This is a genomic window from Bacillus sp. RAR_M1_44, assembly GCF_020165935.1.
Taxonomy (GTDB): domain Bacteria; phylum Bacillota; class Bacilli; order Bacillales; family Bacillaceae; genus Bacillus; species Bacillus altitudinis.
In genome coordinates, this window is the sequence record NZ_JAIUKX010000002.1 from 221,863 (window position 1) to 240,379 (window position 18,517).

Genomic DNA, 18,517 nt, shown 5'->3' on the forward strand with positions numbered 1-18,517 from the left:
TACACTCTTATTTTTTGTTTAATTCGGAGTGCTTTCTTGAATATAAGAAATAGACAACAAGTCCAATGGCAAGCCAGATTAAGAAACGAACAAATGTGATGGTGCCAAGCTTATAAATGAGCAGTCCGCAAGATAGAATAGCCAAGATTGGAATGAGCGGCACTGCGGGGCATCTGAATGCTCTCGGTAAATCAGGCTGTGTTTTTCTCATGACAATGACAGCAACTGAAATCAAAATGAAAGCTGAAAGTGTTCCGATGTTCACTAGACTTGCCAGCTCATCAAGCGGAATGAATCCACCCATTAATGCTGACAATGTTCCAAAGAAAAGAGTATTGATATAAGGTGTTTTATGTTTTGGATGAACCTTTGAAAGAACCTTTGGTACCAAGCCATCACGAGACATGGCAAACATGACACGTGTTTGGCCGTACAGCATGACAAGCATGACCGTGGTCATCCCTAAAATCGCCCCAACATCTACAATACCCGCCACCCAATTTTGACCGGCTACTTGTAAAACAAGAGACACTGGATGGGATACTCCCTCAAAGTTCATAAATGGAACAATGCCTGTCATGATGGCACTGACTACCACATACAACATGGTACAAATCAATAAGGAAGTGATGATTCCTCTTGGCAAGTTGCGGGATGGATTTTTTGTTTCCTCTGCCGCAGAAGCAACTGCATCAAATCCGATAAATGCAAAGAATACGAGAGCTGCTGCACTTAACACGCCTGAAGTTCCAAAAGGAACGAATGGTGTCCAGTTTTCAGGTTTTACATATTTCACAGCGACTAAAATAAAGAGCAGAATCACCGCAATTTTCATAATGACCATGATGTTGTTGACTCGTTTTGATTCTTTAATACCGAAGTACAGCAAGAAGGTGATGATCATTAAAATAATAAATGCAGGAAGATTAAAATATGTCACTTGCCCCTTTAAACCACCTGGTGCTGCTGTTAATTCAACCGGTATATGAATCCCTATCCCATTTAAAAACGACACAAAGTAGCCTGACCAGCCTGCTGAAACGGCACTAGCGGCTAGCATATATTCTAATATCAAATCCCAGCCAATGATAAACGCTAAAAATTCTCCCATAGATGCGTACGTAAATGTATAAACAGATCCTGATACTGGCACTGTGGAAGCGAATTCCGCATATGACAATGCCGCAAATAAACATGCAAGACCTGCAATCACAAATGATAAAACAAGTCCTGGTCCTGCTGTGACGGCGCCTGTACCTGTCAGTACAAATATCCCTGTACCGATAATCGCTCCAATACCAAGCATCGTTAAGTCAAATGAACCTAATTCCTTTCTTAACGCTTTTTCCCCTTGTGTTGCCGCAATTAGCTCTGAAATGCTCTTCTTTCTAAACAACGAATTGCTCATACCATCACTCCCAAAACTTAGTATCCGTCTAAAGACGCCACCACTTCGTAATTCATTTTATTTTCTGAATATTTAGATTTAATTTAGCGCAATAAATTGGTGGCGTAAAATTATTATATATGAAAATTAAAAAATGAAAATACTTTTTTTAAAAATAGAGTGAAAATTCTTATTTATCAACAAAATACTTGTCAATATTCATGGTAGATTTTCTTCAATCTTTATTCAAATCATAGCTTGGCCTCTTCTATTTATTATACAAAATACAAAATTATACTTTTTTGATATAATTTTTATAAAGTGAAAATAAAATTATTCTTTTGATAACTTGTCTTCACTTTTGCTTATTTAAAAGCCTTTAGACTCATAGAGAGCTATGATAATGGACTGTTTTAGCTGCGCAAACGATATACAAAAAAAGAGACTGCCTAGTAAGCAGTCTCTTAAGATCCATTATTAATTTACAAATGTCTTTGCGCCAAGGTAAATTGGCTTCCAATAGCTTGAAGTCATATCGCTGATCGTCACACCATCAGAAGCAGCGTGGATAAACTTGTTGTTCCCAAGGTAGACACCCATGTGAGATGGGCCAGATTTATAGGTTGTAAAGAAGACAAAATCTCCAACTTTAGGTGTTGAAACGCTTTTCATTGATCCCCAAAAACCTTCAGTCGTTTGTCTTGAAATCTTTGTTTGTTTGTTAATGATATACCACATAAAACCGCTGCAATCAAAGCCTTTCGGTGTCGTTCCACCCCATTTATATGGTGTACCGTTTTGTGCTTTCGCATCTGCTACGAGTTTAGACGTGTTTAAAGAAGAAGTAGCAACTGTTTTTTCTTTGATAGGTGTTGGTTTCACTTTGGATGTCTTTTTCACTTTCAGCTTTTGTCCAATTTTAATCAAATCTGTTTTGAGTTTATTTAACGATTTCAGCTCTTTCACTGTCATTCCATATTTTTTGCCGATTTTAGATAAAGTATCACCTTTGACAACTTTATGAGTGGCTGTCGCTGAAGACGCTTTTACTTTTGTTGTTGTTTTTGATGTTTTCGTTACCTTGTTTGAAGAAGTACCATTCACTTTTAAAGTTTGTCCAACATAAATCGTGTTAGATTTCAACTTATTGTCTGATTTAATCTTACTCACGGTTGTTTTGTATTTTTTCGCTAGAACAGAAAGAGAGTCACCTTTTTGAACCTTTACTGATTGTGCTGAGGCAGCTCCGGCAAATAATGTCGTCCCAAGTAGAACTGCACTTGCAGCTGTGATCAATTGTTTTTTCATTTGTTCCTCCTGTATGTATCTATCGTGATCCGAATTTTTATCTACTTTCTATTATAAGGATCGAATACCAGAAGAAATAGTCTTGACTTCCTACGACATTATGCTTATTAATTCGGCAAAAATTATTTTTTTTTAGGGTTCTTTTTATTTCATTTTTATTACACAATCATGACAAAACAAATGCATCTTGTCATAGATAAATCATACATTCATTTCACTTTTTGGTTCATTCTATGTAAAGTGGACCTTTACAATTTTAAAGTGAACTTTACGGTGCTGTCATTTGGAATCCACACTTCTGCTCTACCATTGTAAACGTGAGAGCGATACATAAACAATGAGGAGGCAAAATGAATGAGTGTGTTGAAAAGCTCGAAAACGAAAATAGCTGCAATCGCAGCCGCATCAGTGTTATCGATTGGTATTTTTTCAGGAATTGAATTTGGACAGGCTGACAAAGCTGAGGCTAAAAAGAAACCAAAAAATGACGTACAAAATGTGATCGTGCTCATTGGAGATGGCATGGGAACACCTTACCTTTCAACTTACCGCTCATTTAAACACAACGGTGATCTTTCCAAGCAAACAGCGTTTGATCCTTACCTCACTGGCATGCATAAAACATACCCTGATGATTCTAAAAGTAACATTACTGATTCAGCAGCAGCTGGTACAGCCATGGCAACTGGTCAAAAGACATACAACAACGCCATTGGTGTAAACAAAAATGGCAAAAAACTAAAAACAGTATTGGAAGAAGCAAAACGCAAAGGAAAGTCTACTGGTCTCGTCGTCACATCTGAATTAACCAATGCGACACCTGCTGCGTATGCCGCCCACGATGTGTCTAGAAAAAACACAGCAGCCATTGCTGATGATTTCTTCGATGAGAAAATTGGCAAACAGCATACAGTCGATGTCATGCTTGGCGGAGGACTGATCGATTTTGTCCGCAAAGATCGTGATTTGACGAAAGAATTTCAAAAAGCAGGCTATCGTTACGTAACCAATAAAGCTGACTTACAAAAAAACAAACAGCAAAAATTGTTAGGCATTTTTGCTGACGGTGGTCTCGATAAAGCAATTGATCGTGATAAAACGACCCCTTCCTTGCAAGACATGACATCCTCAGCCATCAAACAGCTGTCTAAAAACAAAAAAGGATTTTTCCTCATGGTTGAAGGCAGTCAAATTGACTGGGCTGGACATGACCACGATATTGTCAGTGCGATGAGTGAGATGAAAGATTTTGAAAAAGCATTTGAAGAAGCCATTCGTTTCGCAAAAAAGGATAAAAACACGTTAGTCATCACGACAGCAGATCATTCAACTGGTGGCCTTTCCTTCGGGGCAGACGGTTCGGGCAGCTGGGATTATCAGCCCGTCAAAGCAGCAAAAAAGACACCTGATTTCATTGCAAATAAAATTGTAGGGGGTATGACGGTCGAGACTGCGCTCAAACAATACATCGACCTTGATTTCACAAAAGAGGAAATCGCCTCTATTCAAAAGGCGGCTGAAACAAAAGATCCTGTTCAAATTGATGATGCCATCGAAAAGGTCATCAATACGAGGTCTCATACAGGCTGGACCACATCGGGTCATACAGGGGATGAAGTACCATTTTATGCTTATGGACCAACAAGCGAACAGCTAAAAGGGCTCATGGAAAATACAGATCAAGCGAAACACATTTTCAAACTGCTGAAAAACCAATAAAGTGCTAATCACAAAAAAAGATGTCTAGTCGTAGACATCTTTTTTGATCATTAAGTAAGATACTTCCTATGAACCCCTTTTCCATCGTATGAAAACATCACTTCTTTTCCTTCAAGAACTGACTCGATGTGCACACTTCTTCCCCATAGCTGATACAAATATGGAAGCACCTTTTCTAAGTATTTGAGATCAAGCTCAATGCCTTCATACCAATGTTTAATATAGAGTTCGTTGTTTTTTAAATAGTCACCATCGATGACTGTCAAATATGGAAAGCCGCCATTGACTCTCATGCTGACTAGCTGATCACGGACTGCCTTCCATTCTTTATCAATGACTTTATAGTCTCTCCCCTGCTTTTGAAACAAGTACAAATCTTCCCTCATCACAAGGTCTTTCGTTAAGTAATTTCGAATAAAAGAAATGTCTGATTCAATTTCTCGCACTTCAAACATTTTGCTGCGACCGGACCCTTCCGTCACTCCTGCTTTTTTTAATTCCTCGCATGGATGATCGTAGCGCTCTTCAATATCTTCAAAAATCTTCAGCCCTAAATAGTAAGGATTGATTCCTGTCTTAGATGGCTGCACGACACCTGCATTTAATTTGGCAAATTCAATCGATTCACTTGAATCTAAATCAAGTTCACGCATAATCCGCTGGTGCCAATACGATGCCCAGCCTTCATTCATGATTTTCGTTTCTAGCTGTGGCCAAAAATAGAGCATTTCCTCTCTCAGCATCGTCAGCACATCCCTCTGCCAAGGCTCTAGCTCCCGGGAGTGTGCCTCGATAAAGAGCAATATATCTTTTTCTGGCTTTGGTGGGAATTGCTTGATCGTTTTCTTTTTCTCACGTGTTTTTGGTTCATCCATTCCCCACAAATCATCATATGGCGTTTGACGTTTTGGTTTGTCCTCTTCATATTCATCTTCATCGTCGAGATTCCAGCTTAATTTTGAACGAACAAGCGACGGATCAATATGCTCCTGCAATGCCAATACAGCATCTAAAAAGGACTCGACTTCTTTTGTACCGTGGATATGTTCATATTCTTTAATTCGCTCTGCTGCCGCTGACATACTTTCCACCATATCTCGTTTTGTGTTTTGGTAACGGCAGTTGTTTTTAAAGAAATCGCAGTGTGCCAAGACATGAGCCACAATTAGTTTATTTTGAACAAGCGAATTGTTATCAAGGAGAAAGGCATAGCAAGGATTTGAATTAATCACCAGCTCATAAATTTTGCTTAATCCTAAATCATAATGAAGCTTCATTTTGTGAAATTGCTTTCCAAAGCTCCAGTGGCTAAATCGTGTTGGCATGCCATATGCACCGAATGTATAAATAATCTCCGCGGGACAGATTTCATACCTCATCGGATAAAAATCCAGACCAAATCCTTCTGCAATTTCTGTAATTTCATCAATGGCTCGTTGTAAAAGACGCTTTTCAGATACGCTCAAGGAAACCATCCCTCCTCATCGGACTTATCCCTACTATATGAGCATACCTAAAAAAACATGATGTTCAGCCAGTTGTTTAGACGACTTCCATTTCTTTCATGGACTGCCCGCCGAACGCTTCAAAATGGATATTCTTTTCCGGGATGTCCATCGCTTTTAGAATAAGGATCATCTCTTGAGTAAATGCTGGAGAACCGCAAACATAAAATTGGCCTTTTCCTTCACCAATGACTGATTGAAGGAAAGGTCCGTCAATCCGCGTAGCCACCTTCTCAACCAGCTCACTCTTTACACTCTTTTCAAATTGTTCGTTACAAAGGATAATACGCCCCTCTAGAGATGAAGTGAGAACGTGTTCAAACTCTTGTTCGAAAGCGGTTACATCCTCTAGTCTGTCTGCATGAATCATCGTGAATGGCTGATTGTTATGCGACGCTGTTTTCACTAAACCAATCATTGGTGTGACACCAGAACCGGCACTAATTAAATAAACGGGTTCTTTTGTGTCATCTTGCAAGCAGAACATTCCCTGCGGCATACTCACGTGAAGAATATCGCCTTCTTCCATTTCATCATGCAGGAATGTGGAGACATGCCCATCTCGTTTCACGGTGATGCGATAGTAAGATGGGTGATATTGATCTGATAAACTGTATTGTCTGCTGCATACATAGGCTTCACCCGGCATATCTACCTGCACCGTAATGTATTGACCAGCTTCATACATTGGTAGCTCAGATTCATCCTCTGGTACGAAATAAAAGGAAATGAGTGATGGAGATTCTTGTTGCTTTTTCTTCAGAATAAACGGTTTGACATCTGCCCATCCACCCGTTTGTTTCACATTTTCAGCCATCATTTCTGCCTCAATGGTGATGAATATATTCGCAATGATGTCATATGCAGCCTTCCAAGCCAACAATGTGTCATCTTCCTCTGATAACCCAAATACCTCTTTCATTGCTTCAAGAAGGTGATATCCGACGATTGGGTACTGCTCTTTTTTCACCATGACACTGACATGCTTATGGGCAATTTGTTTCACAGCAGGTAGCAAGTCTGCCAAGCGATCAATGTGCAGTGCAGCTTGATAGAGTGTTGCGGCAAGCGCCTCTGGCTGGCTTCCATTCATGAGATTTGTTTTATTAAACTGATTGAGTAGCTCTGGATGCTGTCTGATCATATTTTGATAAAAAACTGTCACAAGTTTTGTTCCCTCAGCTTTTAGAAGAGGGGCTGATTGTTTAATGGCATTCATTTGATCTGTGGATAACATCGTTATTCCTTCTTTCAAAAGATGTATTTTAAATACATTTTTATCGTAATGGAAGACAACGTATAAAAGCAATATTTATAATGCATGTTTTAAATGTTGTCACATTTAGTACTTTCTCGAACAGTTTTTGTCTAAAATGTGTTACGATGATACAAAACTCTATTAGGTTTAGAGGTCGTCCAAATGAAACTTACGAATTATACAGATTTCTCATTAAGGGTACTCATTTATTTAGCTTCGAGAGAAAACAATGAACTGTCAAATATTCAGCAGATTGCCGATATTTATGGCATTTCGAAAAATCACCTGACAAAGGTCATTTACCATCTTGGAAAACGTGGTTATGTAGAAACGATCCGCGGAAGAAATGGTGGGATTAGGCTGGGGAAAAGCCCAGAAAGCATTAATATTGGTGAGGTTGTCCGCTATACAGAGGATGATTTAGTCATGGTTGAATGCTTTGATCCGAAGAAAAACAGCTGTATTATCTCCCCGATTTGTTCATTAAAGCACGTACTTCATGAAGCACTCACTGCTTATTTACGCGTTCTTGACCAATACACATTAAGTGATTTAACACAAAACAAAGATGCTCTAAGAGAGCTTCTGCTCTAAGGCGAAAGAATTTATTTCTTTCGTCTTTTTCTTTACCTCTTTGTAATAATAATTTATTTAAAATTATTATAAATAAATATTGACTATCATGTTTGATTCAATATAATTAGGGTATATAGATTGCTAGAAACCATTTTTGTTTACAGGAGGAGAAAAAGAATGACAAATTCTAATCATAAAAATTTGACGACGAATCAAGGCGTGCCAGTTGGCGATAATCAAAACTCAAGAACTGCTGGTCACAGAGGGCCTTCATTTCTTGATGATTACCATTTGATTGAAAAACTTGCACACTTTGACCGTGAACGTATTCCAGAGCGTGTTGTTCATGCAAGAGGCGCCGGGGCTTATGGTGTGTTTGAAGTAGAAAATAGCATGGAGAAACATACAAGAGCAGCTTTCTTAAGTGAAGAAGGAAAACAAACAGATGTTTTTGTCCGTTTCTCAACGGTTATTCACCCTAAAGGTTCACCTGAAACATTACGTGACCCTCGTGGTTTCGCTGTCAAATTTTATACAGAAGAAGGCAACTATGATCTAGTTGGGAACAACTTGCCGATCTTCTTCATTCGTGATGCACTTAAATTCCCTGATATGGTTCACTCTCTCAAGCCAGATCCTGTAACCAACATTCAAGATCCTGACCGTTATTGGGATTTTATGACGTTAACACCTGAATCCACTCACATGCTCACATGGCTCTTCTCTGACGAAGGTATTCCTGCGAACTACGCTGAAATGCGCGGTTCTGGTGTTCATACGTTTAGATGGGTAAACAAATACGGAGAAACAAAATATGTGAAATACCACTGGAGACCATCAGAAGGCATTCGCAATTTATCGATGGAAGAAGCTGCAGAAATTCAAGCAAACGACTTCCAGCATGCGACAAGAGACTTGTATGATCGTATTGAAAAGGGAAATTATCCAGCATGGGATCTTTACGTTCAGCTTATGCCGCTCAGTGATTATGATGAACTAGATTATGATCCATGTGATCCGACGAAGACGTGGAGCGAGGAAGATTATCCGCTGCAAAAAGTGGGCCGCATGACACTGAACCGCAATCCAGAAAATTTCTTTGCTGAAACAGAGCAAGCTGCTTTCACGCCAAGTGCCCTAGTACCAGGAATTGAAGCATCTGAAGACAAACTGCTTCAAGGCCGACTGTTCTCTTATCCTGACACGCAGCGTCACCGCCTAGGTGCAAACTACATGCGCATCCCAGTGAACTGTCCTTATGCGCCTGTTCACAATAACCAACAGGATGGCTTTATGACTACAACTCGTCCAAGCGGTCATATTAACTATGAACCAAACCGTTATGACGATCAGCCAAAAGAAAACCCTCACTACAAAGAAAGTGAACCGGTTCTTCACGGTGACCGTATGGTGAGACAAAAAATTGAAAAACCAAATGATTTCAAACAAGCTGGAGAAAAATATCGAAGCTACTCTGAAGAAGAGAAACAAGCATTGATCAAAAACCTGACAGCTGACTTGAAAGACGTAAATGAAAAAACGAAATTACTTGCGATCTGCAACTTCTATCGTGCAGATGAAGATTATGGACAGCGTTTAGCGGATTCACTTGGTGTGGATATTCGCTCATATCTTCAAGGAAGCATGAAATAGATCTTCTTTTCAGCTGGAGCACCTCTTTTTAAAAGAGGTGCTTTTTTATAACCGAAATATGTTAATACTAATCAAATGACCTGTCACTGGATGAAAATAAATTTCTGCATGTGCTGCAAATCGTATGGAGCCTTCCTTCACGGTCACACGAAACACATCTTTTGTTTGTTCTTCATTCACTTGTGTACGTCCAATGTAATGATAATCGTTTAAAGCGGCGCCTTCATATTCATCTTGCAAGGCAGTATACGCAAGTCTTTCCCAATTCTCTGCCGGCTGCACAGCTGCTTGTGAAGATGGATGAATCATCAGACTGCCAAATAAAACAATTTCTGCTGCAAAAAGCATCCATAATTTCGGGTGCATGATATCAATATTCTCACTTTCATGTCTATTTTGTTTAGGTTTTGCTGGTTGGTTCTTTTTCATACATCAAGCATTTATTCAGCCTATAATTCCCGGTACCCTGTTTATGCAGACACCAACTTTTCCCCTGAAAAAGTCGATCTGATCCGAGCAAACTAAGTAAGACTTCTCAAGGGAAAGGAGAAGGTTTAATGAATGTGGCAGATTATGATAAGGCACTTTATTATACGCATCGCTCGCAATGGGATAATTTACTTATTCTTATGGTCCGTACGCAAGATGATTTGCTCTCAAAACGTATTGAGCATTTCTTACATGCGTATCAATTTAACCGGAACGATGCTGATGTTGAAAAATGTTTATATGGGCTCCTGCAGTATATCGACCATGCTTCAGAGGCTGCCGTTGCTGAAGCATATGCTGAACCGATGTACACATAAAGGAAAAGGCTGATTTTCTTTCAGATTGTTGACATAGGGCTAAAATGAACTTTATTTTAGCTCTTTGTTTTCAGCCTTTTACTAACCGCCTTTCATAAAGAAGAAAAGACTTCATGAGGAATACTCATGAAGTCTTTTGGAATGTCCACCATGACTGTTTACAACAGCTCTTTCGGCTGATTTTTTTGATAATCTACTGCATAGAGAGCGGCCTGAGTTCGATCTGCCAGCTCTAACTTTGATAACACATGAGACACGTGAGTTTTCACAGTCTTTTCAGAAATAAAAAGCGATGAGGCAATTTCTTTGTTACTTTTCCCTTTTGCGATTTCAAATAAGACATCACGTTCTCTATTGGTCAGTTCGTTCATCAATGCCCATTTCTGCTCTTTAGGTTCAGTTAGATGCTGGACGAGAAACGTCGTAATATGACCGTCTAATTGATACGTACCATTTTGCACCTCAATCATTGTCGTGAGAAGCTTTTCAGGTGCTACATCCTTGAGCTGATAAGCCTTCGCTCCCGCTTGGATAGCAGGGATCACATAGTCCTTATCTGCATAGCTTGTCAGAATGACAATGCGGACTTCCGGCATGTCGAGTGTCATTTGCTTTGTTGCCTCAATTCCATTCATCACAGGCATAGAAAGGTCCATCAAGACAATATCAGGATTCGTTTGCCTGACTACCTGCAGTGCCTCTTCCCCATTGGATGCCTCACCGACGATGTCTACATCTGGCTGGGTTTGCAAGAAAAAGACCAGCCCTTTTCTGACAATATGATGATCATCTGCAATGACTACCCTCATGACAATCCCTTCCTTTCTTGAGAAAATGGGACTTTCACATGAATTGTGGTTCCCTTCCCTAGCTCAGAATTGATACAAAATGTACCGCCTGCTCTACGAATACGTTTAGCCATCCCTTTCAATCCAAGTGAAGGAAGACTCATTTTTTCATCATACTGAAATCCCTTTCCCTGATCGATGATTTTCATACCAAACGTATCTCCTGATTGCTCCAGTTTGACCTCTACTTTCTCAACGCCCGCATGCTTTTGGCAATTATTTAGAGCTTCTTGGCATACGCGAAATAAGGTCTCGTGCTTTGAATGATCTATTTCCATACAGCCTGATAAAGACAATGAACAATTAAGACCTAAAAGCTGTGCATACTCTTCAATCGCTGTCGTAAATCCTTTTTCAAGTCCTTTTGGTCTTAACTGCCAGATGAGTGATCGCATTTCAATGAGGGCATCTTGTGATAAATGCTGAATAAAATCAATCATTTCACCTAATTTTTGATCACTTGTCATTTGACGCGCTGCCTTTGCAGTCAAACTCACGGAAAACAGCATTTGATTCACAGAATCATGTAAATCCTGCGCAAGCCGGTTTCGTTCTTCTTGCAGTGCATGCTGCTGCTCATTTTGCACAAGCTTCATACGCTGAATAGCCGTACCAATTTGCAGTGCAATACTTTCAAGCAGATTCAGCTCCTCCTGTGTAAATGTGACCTTCCCTTTTGCCGCCACATTTAATAAGCCAAACGTACGCTTACATGCTTGGAGCGGAACGGTTGCATGATGGGTAATTCCTTCTGTATCTCCAAGCTTTTGCTCAATCGCCGTTTCAATCCGTTTACAATTGATGATATTGGTCGCTGATTGCAGTGAGCCTTTCGTGTAGCGGTTGATGCAATAGCAATCGTTTTGACACATGAGCTCTTTTTGATGCTTTGCTAGCGCTTCAGGTAAGCATACTTCTGCCATTAGTTCATACGATCCGTCTTCTTCTATAAAATAAATCCATGCTGTTTGAAAGCCTGTCACTTCCATAAGCATATGAAGCACTTCATGAAGCGTTTCCTTCATTTCCATCCCTTCATTTAGCTTTTCAGCAATTTCTTTTAACGTTTTTAATGTTTTGACTTTTTCTTGGTATTCTCCCATCGTGTGTACCCCCGGCTTTTACTGCCTCTCTGATCAATATGTTGATTATACCATGAGCATCTGTGCGGCTCTTTCTCAAAAAGGATGATTTTTTCTCATCCTTTTGACTGAGAAAAAGCCATCATGCATGACATGATGGCTTTGTGATATTTTATTTAGCTGTTTCTTCCACAATGTCATAGACGACTTTCATGACTTCTTCTGATAAGTGTTTCAGCTTTTCTTCGCTGTCTGTTAACGATGTGCCTTTGACTGCAATATAAAATTTGACTTTAGGCTCCGTACCAGAAGGTCGTAAACAAAACCATGAGCCATCTTCAAGGAAATATTTCAGGACGTTTGATGCCGGCAGATGAATCGTTTCTTCTTTCTTTTCAGCCACAAGGTGCCTTTGACTTGATTGATAATCCTCAATGACCGTAATGCGCTGACCGGCGATAGAAGCTGGTGGGTTTGATCTAAAGGTATGAAGAATAGCAGAAATCTGCTCCGCTCCTACTTTCCCCTTTAAGGTTAATGACTTTAACCCTTCTCTGTAAAATCCAAATTCCTTAAAAATATCAACAAGAGCATCGTATAATGACTTGCCTTGTTTTTTATAAAAGGCTGCGACTTCAACTGCTAATAACGCCGCTTGAACTGCATCTTTATCTCGTGCAAAATCACCGATCAAATAGCCGTAGCTTTCTTCATAGCCAAATTGAAACGTGTATTCTCCGCTTTCTTCAAACTGCTTGATTTTTTCTCCGATAAATTTAAAGCCAGTGAGCGTATCAATCGTGTCAGCTCCAAATGCTGAGGCAACAGCACGCCCAAGCTCACTTGTCACAATCGTTTTCATCACAACGGGGCGAGGCGGCAGCTGACCTAGTTTTTGTTTTTCAGATAATAAATAATGAAGTAGTAAGGCGCCTGTTTGGTTGCCGGTCAAAACGGTAAATTCACCATCATGATTTTTCACAGCGATACCTAATCGATCTGCATCTGGATCTGTCGCAATCAACATATCAGCATTTTGCTTTTCGCCAAGCTTGATGGCGTATTCAAAAGCGGCATGCTCCTCTGGATTTGGAGACGTAACCGTCGAGAATTGCGGATCTGGTTTTTCCTGTTCAGGTACAACCGTCACATGCTTATAACCAAAGGCCTGAAGTCCGTTTCGGACAGGTTTATTCGCCGTCCCATGAAGCGGGGTAAACACCACTTTGACATCGACTTCTTTTGCAAGCTCAGGGTGCACACGAATGGTTTTTAATTTTTCCATATACGCTTGATCGATTTCTCCACCAATCATACGGATCAAACCATTTTGCTTCAATACTTCTTCTGATTCCACTGAAATGGCTAATTCATTTTCGATGGCATCTACTTCTTTAATGACTTGATCTGCTTCAAATGGGGGCATTTGGCCTCCATCTTCTCCATATACTTTATAGCCATTATATTCCGGCGGATTGTGACTTGCTGTCACAACAATCCCTGCAAAGGCATTCAGTTCTCGAACTGCAAAAGAGAGTTCTGGTGTCGGACGCAGTTCGTCAAATACGTATGTTTGAATGCCATGTGAAGCAAGTGTTTTGGCCGCTTCCATCGCAAATTCAGGAGATTTATGGCGTGAATCATAGGCAATGGCGACGCCTCTTTTTTTTGCATCCTCTCCATGTGCTGCAATATACGCAGCAAGACCAGCGGATGCTTTTCGAACAGTGTAAACATTCATTCGGTTCGTTCCAGCACCAATTTCTCCGCGCATTCCTCCGGTACCAAACTCAAGGTTTTTGTAGAAACAGTCTTCAAGTGCTTGATGATCATCTTGATGTGCCTCCAGCCATTCCCTTAGTTCAGTATCCAGGTGCTTCTCATTGATCCAACGCTCATAATTCGTATTCCAACTCATGGTCGTCCTCCCAGTTCTTAACATCAATAAATTAATATCTACTGTTATTTTATATGGAATTATCCTTTATGTCATGTTATATCATGAACATATGAAAAAACGATGAACAAAATAAAAAAAGCCGATACACGATCGGCTTTTTACTTATTCAGCATCAAGCGGTACGACTGCTTCATGGAATAGTCGGTCTAATTCAGTTTGATGTTTTTGTTTTGTCTCTTCATCCCAGCCAAAACGATCTGCCATATAGTCAACAACAGGCTGTGCATACGTTTTTGCCCAATTGATATTAAATAATAGGCTACCTGTTCTTCTCAAGAAGAAATCAACAGGTGTAACAGCCAATTCTTCTTCGATCGCATAGACAAGTTCAGCCAACACATATGCGGGAATATTTCGTTTGTCTGCTTCCCCTTGAAGCTGCTCTACACGCTTGAAGACATTGCTGACGTTTGAGCCATATTTCTCAGCTAATTTTTGTGCAATCGGTTCTGTCAAACCAACGGATGCTCCTTCTGCCGTTTTCGCTTGAACAAAGGATGCCATATTTTTTGAACCGCCTACATGCCCGCCTGAAATTGGCATATGTTTCGTTTTACATGGTCCGAAATCTTTTCCAGTTTCTTCTTTCAGTCCATCACGTACAAGATTCACAATGTGTTCAGCCATTTTACGGTAACCTGTTAATTTACCGCCGGCAATCGTGATTAAGCCTGAAGATGATGTCCATACCTCATCTTTACGAGAAATTTCTGAAGGATCTTTCCCTTCTTCATGAATGAGTGGACGAAGACCAGCCCAGTTAGATTCAACGTCTTTTTCTGTAATATGAAGATCTGGGAACATATATTGAATGGCTTTGATCACGTAATCACGATCTGCTTTTGTCATACGCGGATGTTCCAGCTGTTTTTTGTAAACGGTATCTGTTGTTCCCACGTACGTTTTTCCTTCTCTTGGAATCGCAAAGACCATTCGTTTATCAGGTGTGTCAAAGTAGATTGCTTGTTTTAATGGGAAAACAGATTGGTCAAATACTAAGTGAATTCCTTTTGTATGTTGTAAATGTTTACCCTCTTTTGAGTGATCCTTGTCTCTTAGCTGATCGACCCATGGACCAGTCGCATTGACGATTTTTTTCGCATATACATCGTATGTTTTCTGTGTTGTGACATCTTCAATAACAACACCAACAACTTTGCCTTTATCATAAATAAATTCTTTTACTTTCGCATAGTTGACCGCTTCTGCCCCGAATTTCACAGCCTCTTTCATAACTTCAATTGTCAGACGTGCATCATCTGTACGGTATTCAACATAGTAGCCCCCGCCTTTTAAGCCATCCTTTTTCACAAGTGGTTCTTTTGCAAGTGTCTCTTTTGCACTTAGCATACTTCTGCGTTCACTATGCTTAACGCCAGCTAAAAAGTCATATACTCTAAGTCCGATTGAAGTTGAAAACTTACCGAATGTCCCGCCTTTATGCATCGGAAGAAGCATCCATTCTGGCGTTGTCACATGAGGACCGTTTTCGTATACGATGGCACGCTCTTTACCGACCTCTGCGACCATTTTTACTTCAAATTGTTTTAAATAACGAAGTCCACCGTGCACTAGTTTCGTTGAGCGGCTAGACGTACCTGCTGCGAAATCCTGCATTTCCGCAAGACCGACACGCATTCCGCGTGAAGCCGCATCAAGTGCCGTACCTGCGCCTGTAATACCCCCACCAATGATAAACACATCATATGGTTTTTTTGTCATGTCCTGAAGCATTTGTTCTCTTTCTAAGCTAGAAAAAGTCATCTCTTGTTCCTCCCATGTTGTACGGTAAAGAAAAAGAGACCGCAAACACCCAAAGCGTATTTCTACACTTCGGTGCTTGCGGTCTCTCCAGTTCTCCAACCGTTCTATTAACTTACTTGAAGTATACCATACTTTTTGTTTATTTGAAAGCTTGAGCTGCTTTTACAGCCTTTTTCCACCCGCTGTATAACGAGTCACGGCTGTCTTCTTCCATTTTAGGTTCAAAGCGCTTGTCAAGGTTCCATTGTTTTGCAATGTCTGAACGGTCGTTCCAGAAGCCAACTGCTATTCCCGCAAGATAGGCCGCACCGAGTGCCGTCGTTTCATTAATTTCTGGACGTTCTACTGGTACATCGAGCAAATCACTTTGGAAGCCCATTAAGAAATCATTCTTTACAGCCCCGCCATCGACGCGCAATGTTTTAAGTGAGATGTTTGAATCTTTTTCCATCGCATCTAAAACATCTTTCGTTTGATAAGCAAGTGATTCTAACGTTGCACGAACAAAGTGCTCTTTAGAAGTACCGCGTGTTAAACCGAATACAGCGCCTCGGACATCACTATCCCAATATGGTGTGCCTAAACCAACAAATGCTGGTACGACATATACGCCGTCTGTTGACTCAACGCGCTCAGCATAAGCTTCACTGTCTTTTGAGTCTTTAAACATTCTAAGTCCATCACGCAGCCACTGGATCGCTGAGCCAGCAACGAAAATACTTCCTTCTAAAGCATATTCAACTTTGCCGTCAATGCCCCATGCAATCGTCGTTAACAATCCATGATCCGACTTAATTGCTTTTTCCCCTGTATTCATCAACATGAAACATCCTGTACCATATGTGTTCTTCGCCATTCCTTCTTCAAAGCAAGCCTGACCGAATAACGCAGACTGCTGATCTCCTGCCGCTCCTGCAATCGGAATATTTTTACCGAAGAAGTGATAGTCTGTTGTTTCACCATAAATGTGTGATGATGGTTTGACGTCTGGCAGCATGGAAGCTGGAACACCTAAGATATCAAGTAGTTCTTCATCCCATTTCAGATCGTAAATATTGAACATTAACGTTCTTGATGCATTTGAATAATCTGTCACGTGTGATTGACCGCCAGTCATTTTCCAAATGAGCCATGTATCAATTGTGCCAAACAGCAAGTCACCATTTTCTGCTTTCTCACGAGCACCTTCTACATTGTCTAAAATCCATTTCACTTTAGTACCTGAGAAATAAGCATCAATGAGTAGACCCGTTTTATTTCTAAACGTTTCATCGTGTCCTTGCGCTTTTAGCTCATCACATATACCCGATGTTTGTCGTGACTGCCAAACAATTGCATTGTAAACAGGTGCGCCTGTATGTTTATCCCAAACAACAGCTGTCTCACGCTGGTTCGTAATTCCGATACCGGCGATTTGATCTGCTTCAATTCCTGATTCGATTAAAGCAGTTGAAATAACTGATAGAACAGAGCTCCAAATTTCATTTGCATTGTGTTCTACCCAGCCTGGGTTCGGAAAATATTGATTGAATTCCTTCTGAGCTGTATGGGCAATTTTACCTTCTTGATCAAATAAGATCGCTCTTGAGCTTGTTGTCCCTTGATCTAATGCGAGAATATATTTTTCTTTTGCCATGGTGTTTTCCTCCCCTTACATACTTTCATTGACAGCATTTGTCTGGTTTTTCGTAGAAACATAGAGTCCTAACAATACCACAACTAAAATAACGCTTACAATCCAAAAGGCTGGTGTGACGTTCGCTTTAAAGGCTGCATTATAGAAAACACCGCCAAATGCACCGCCCAAAATTGGACCAACAACAGGAACCCAAGCATATTTCCAATTTGATGGACCTTTACCTGGAATCGGCAAAATGGCATGTGCGATTCTTGGACCTAAATCACGTGCAGGGTTAATTGCGTAACCAGTTGTACCACCTAATGAAAGACCAATCGCAACAATTAAGAAACCAACAATCAACGGATTGACTCCGTCTGCAAATTTATTTGCACCAATCGCTAAAATTCCTACCACCAATACAAATGTACCAATGACTTCACTGAGCACGTTTGCAAAAGTATGCGGAATCGCAGGACCAGTTGAGAATACGCCTAGTTTTGCACCTGGATCGTCTGTCGCTTTCCAGTGCGGTAAGTAATGTAAGAAGACAATAATAGCTCCGAGTAATGCGCCAAGCATTTGACCGACAATATACATTGGAACATCAGCCCAAGGAAAACTTCCTTCTAATGCTAGACCTATTGTCAGCGCCGGGTTTAAATGTGCACCGCTGATTCCTCCAGTGGCATAAGCTGCAATCGCTACTGCAAATCCCCATCCGAAAGCGATTACAATCCAACCGGACTGATAAGCGAGCGATTTCTTTAAACTGACTGCCGCACACACACCGCCTCCAAAAATAATCAGAAGCATTGTACCAACGACTTCACCCCAAAATGGTGTCATGAAAAATTCCTCCTCTGGTTCAGTTGCCATCCCCTATAAATGTGTAGAAAAGATACAGAAAAAAAGATCCACAACAAACATACTTTACATCAGGGTCATTTGTCACCTAGTAAAGCGTCGTTGTGGATCTCCGTTTCTCCATCACATGATATTAACTTAGTGCTATAGTATCAGAGGATGAAAA

At 40.4% G+C, this 18,517-nt stretch carries 15 protein-coding genes; 4 read left to right on the forward strand and 11 right to left on the reverse strand.

The window, feature by feature from the left end:
- Window positions 1-7: 7 nt before the first annotated feature.
- Window positions 8-1,408: an amino acid permease gene (locus tag LCD34_RS14650; RefSeq protein ID WP_024719963.1), complete on the reverse strand. Its 1,401-nt coding sequence runs from the start codon at window positions 1,406-1,408 to the stop codon at window positions 8-10.
- Between the two features lie 456 nt (window positions 1,409-1,864).
- A complete protein-coding gene (locus LCD34_RS14655; RefSeq protein WP_224559650.1) occupies window positions 1,865-2,695 on the reverse strand; it encodes a C40 family peptidase in 831 nt (276 codons plus the stop codon).
- A 354-nt stretch (window positions 2,696-3,049) separates the two neighbouring features.
- Between LCD34_RS14655 and LCD34_RS14660 the strand changes: the two genes are divergently transcribed.
- Window positions 3,050-4,414, forward strand: coding sequence for an alkaline phosphatase (locus LCD34_RS14660; protein ID WP_041507529.1), 1,365 nt, complete (start codon window positions 3,050-3,052; stop codon window positions 4,412-4,414).
- Between the two features lie 50 nt (window positions 4,415-4,464).
- On the opposite strand, the gene LCD34_RS14665 is transcribed toward LCD34_RS14660, so the two are convergent.
- On the reverse strand, window positions 4,465-5,889 hold the full coding sequence (locus LCD34_RS14665) for a SpoVR family protein (protein ID WP_411910436.1): 1,425 nt from the start codon (window positions 5,887-5,889) through the stop codon (window positions 4,465-4,467).
- A 67-nt stretch (window positions 5,890-5,956) separates the two neighbouring features.
- A complete protein-coding gene (locus LCD34_RS14670) occupies window positions 5,957-7,156 on the reverse strand; it encodes a globin domain-containing protein (protein ID WP_224559659.1) in 1,200 nt (399 codons plus the stop codon).
- Window positions 7,157-7,339: 183 nt separating this feature from the next.
- Between LCD34_RS14670 and LCD34_RS14675 the strand changes: the two genes are divergently transcribed.
- Both LCD34_RS14675 and LCD34_RS14680 read left to right on the forward strand, forming a co-directional pair.
- Window positions 7,340-7,771: an Rrf2 family transcriptional regulator gene (locus LCD34_RS14675; protein WP_007497090.1), complete on the forward strand. Its 432-nt coding sequence runs from the start codon at window positions 7,340-7,342 to the stop codon at window positions 7,769-7,771.
- A 159-nt stretch (window positions 7,772-7,930) separates the two neighbouring features.
- Entirely contained in the window at window positions 7,931-9,406 is a 1,476-nt protein-coding gene (locus LCD34_RS14680) for a catalase (RefSeq protein ID WP_041091807.1), read from the forward strand.
- A gap of 45 nt (window positions 9,407-9,451) precedes the next feature.
- On the opposite strand, the gene LCD34_RS14685 is transcribed toward LCD34_RS14680, so the two are convergent.
- Complete coding sequence (locus LCD34_RS14685; RefSeq protein WP_411910437.1) at window positions 9,452-9,835, reverse strand: YqzG/YhdC family protein; 384 nt, start codon at window positions 9,833-9,835, stop codon at window positions 9,452-9,454.
- A 128-nt stretch (window positions 9,836-9,963) separates the two neighbouring features.
- Here LCD34_RS14685 and LCD34_RS14690 point away from each other — a divergent pair, with 128 nt between their 5' ends.
- Window positions 9,964-10,212 (forward strand): YhdB family protein, encoded by a 249-nt coding sequence (locus tag LCD34_RS14690; protein WP_008349000.1) that lies wholly within the window; start codon window positions 9,964-9,966, stop codon window positions 10,210-10,212.
- Between the two features lie 158 nt (window positions 10,213-10,370).
- Here LCD34_RS14690 and LCD34_RS14695 read toward each other — a convergent pair whose 3' ends face one another.
- The 6 genes from LCD34_RS14695 to LCD34_RS14720 all read right to left on the reverse strand — a co-directional run bounded on the left by LCD34_RS14695 (window position 10,371) and on the right by LCD34_RS14720 (window position 18,333).
- On the reverse strand, window positions 10,371-11,021 hold the full coding sequence (locus LCD34_RS14695) for a response regulator (RefSeq protein WP_144716557.1): 651 nt from the start codon (window positions 11,019-11,021) through the stop codon (window positions 10,371-10,373).
- A complete protein-coding gene (locus tag LCD34_RS14700) occupies window positions 11,018-12,163 on the reverse strand; it encodes a GAF domain-containing sensor histidine kinase (protein WP_224559660.1) in 1,146 nt (381 codons plus the stop codon). The genes LCD34_RS14695 and LCD34_RS14700 overlap by 4 nt, the downstream gene beginning before the upstream one ends.
- Before the next feature lie 151 nt (window positions 12,164-12,314).
- The gene (locus LCD34_RS14705; RefSeq protein ID WP_081114740.1) at window positions 12,315-14,060 is read right to left on the reverse strand and encodes a phospho-sugar mutase; all 1,746 of its coding nucleotides are present in this window, start codon (window positions 14,058-14,060) and stop codon (window positions 12,315-12,317) included.
- 144 nt (window positions 14,061-14,204) lie between these two features.
- Window positions 14,205-15,866, reverse strand: a complete 1,662-nt coding sequence (glpD, locus tag LCD34_RS14710) for a glycerol-3-phosphate dehydrogenase (protein ID WP_224559662.1) — start codon at window positions 15,864-15,866, stop codon at window positions 14,205-14,207.
- 139 nt (window positions 15,867-16,005) lie between these two features.
- On the reverse strand, window positions 16,006-17,502 hold the full coding sequence (gene glpK, locus LCD34_RS14715) for a glycerol kinase GlpK (RefSeq protein ID WP_007497075.1): 1,497 nt from the start codon (window positions 17,500-17,502) through the stop codon (window positions 16,006-16,008).
- A gap of 15 nt (window positions 17,503-17,517) precedes the next feature.
- The gene (locus LCD34_RS14720) at window positions 17,518-18,333 is read right to left on the reverse strand and encodes an MIP/aquaporin family protein (RefSeq protein ID WP_008349011.1); all 816 of its coding nucleotides are present in this window, start codon (window positions 18,331-18,333) and stop codon (window positions 17,518-17,520) included.
- Window positions 18,334-18,517 lie beyond the last annotated feature (184 nt).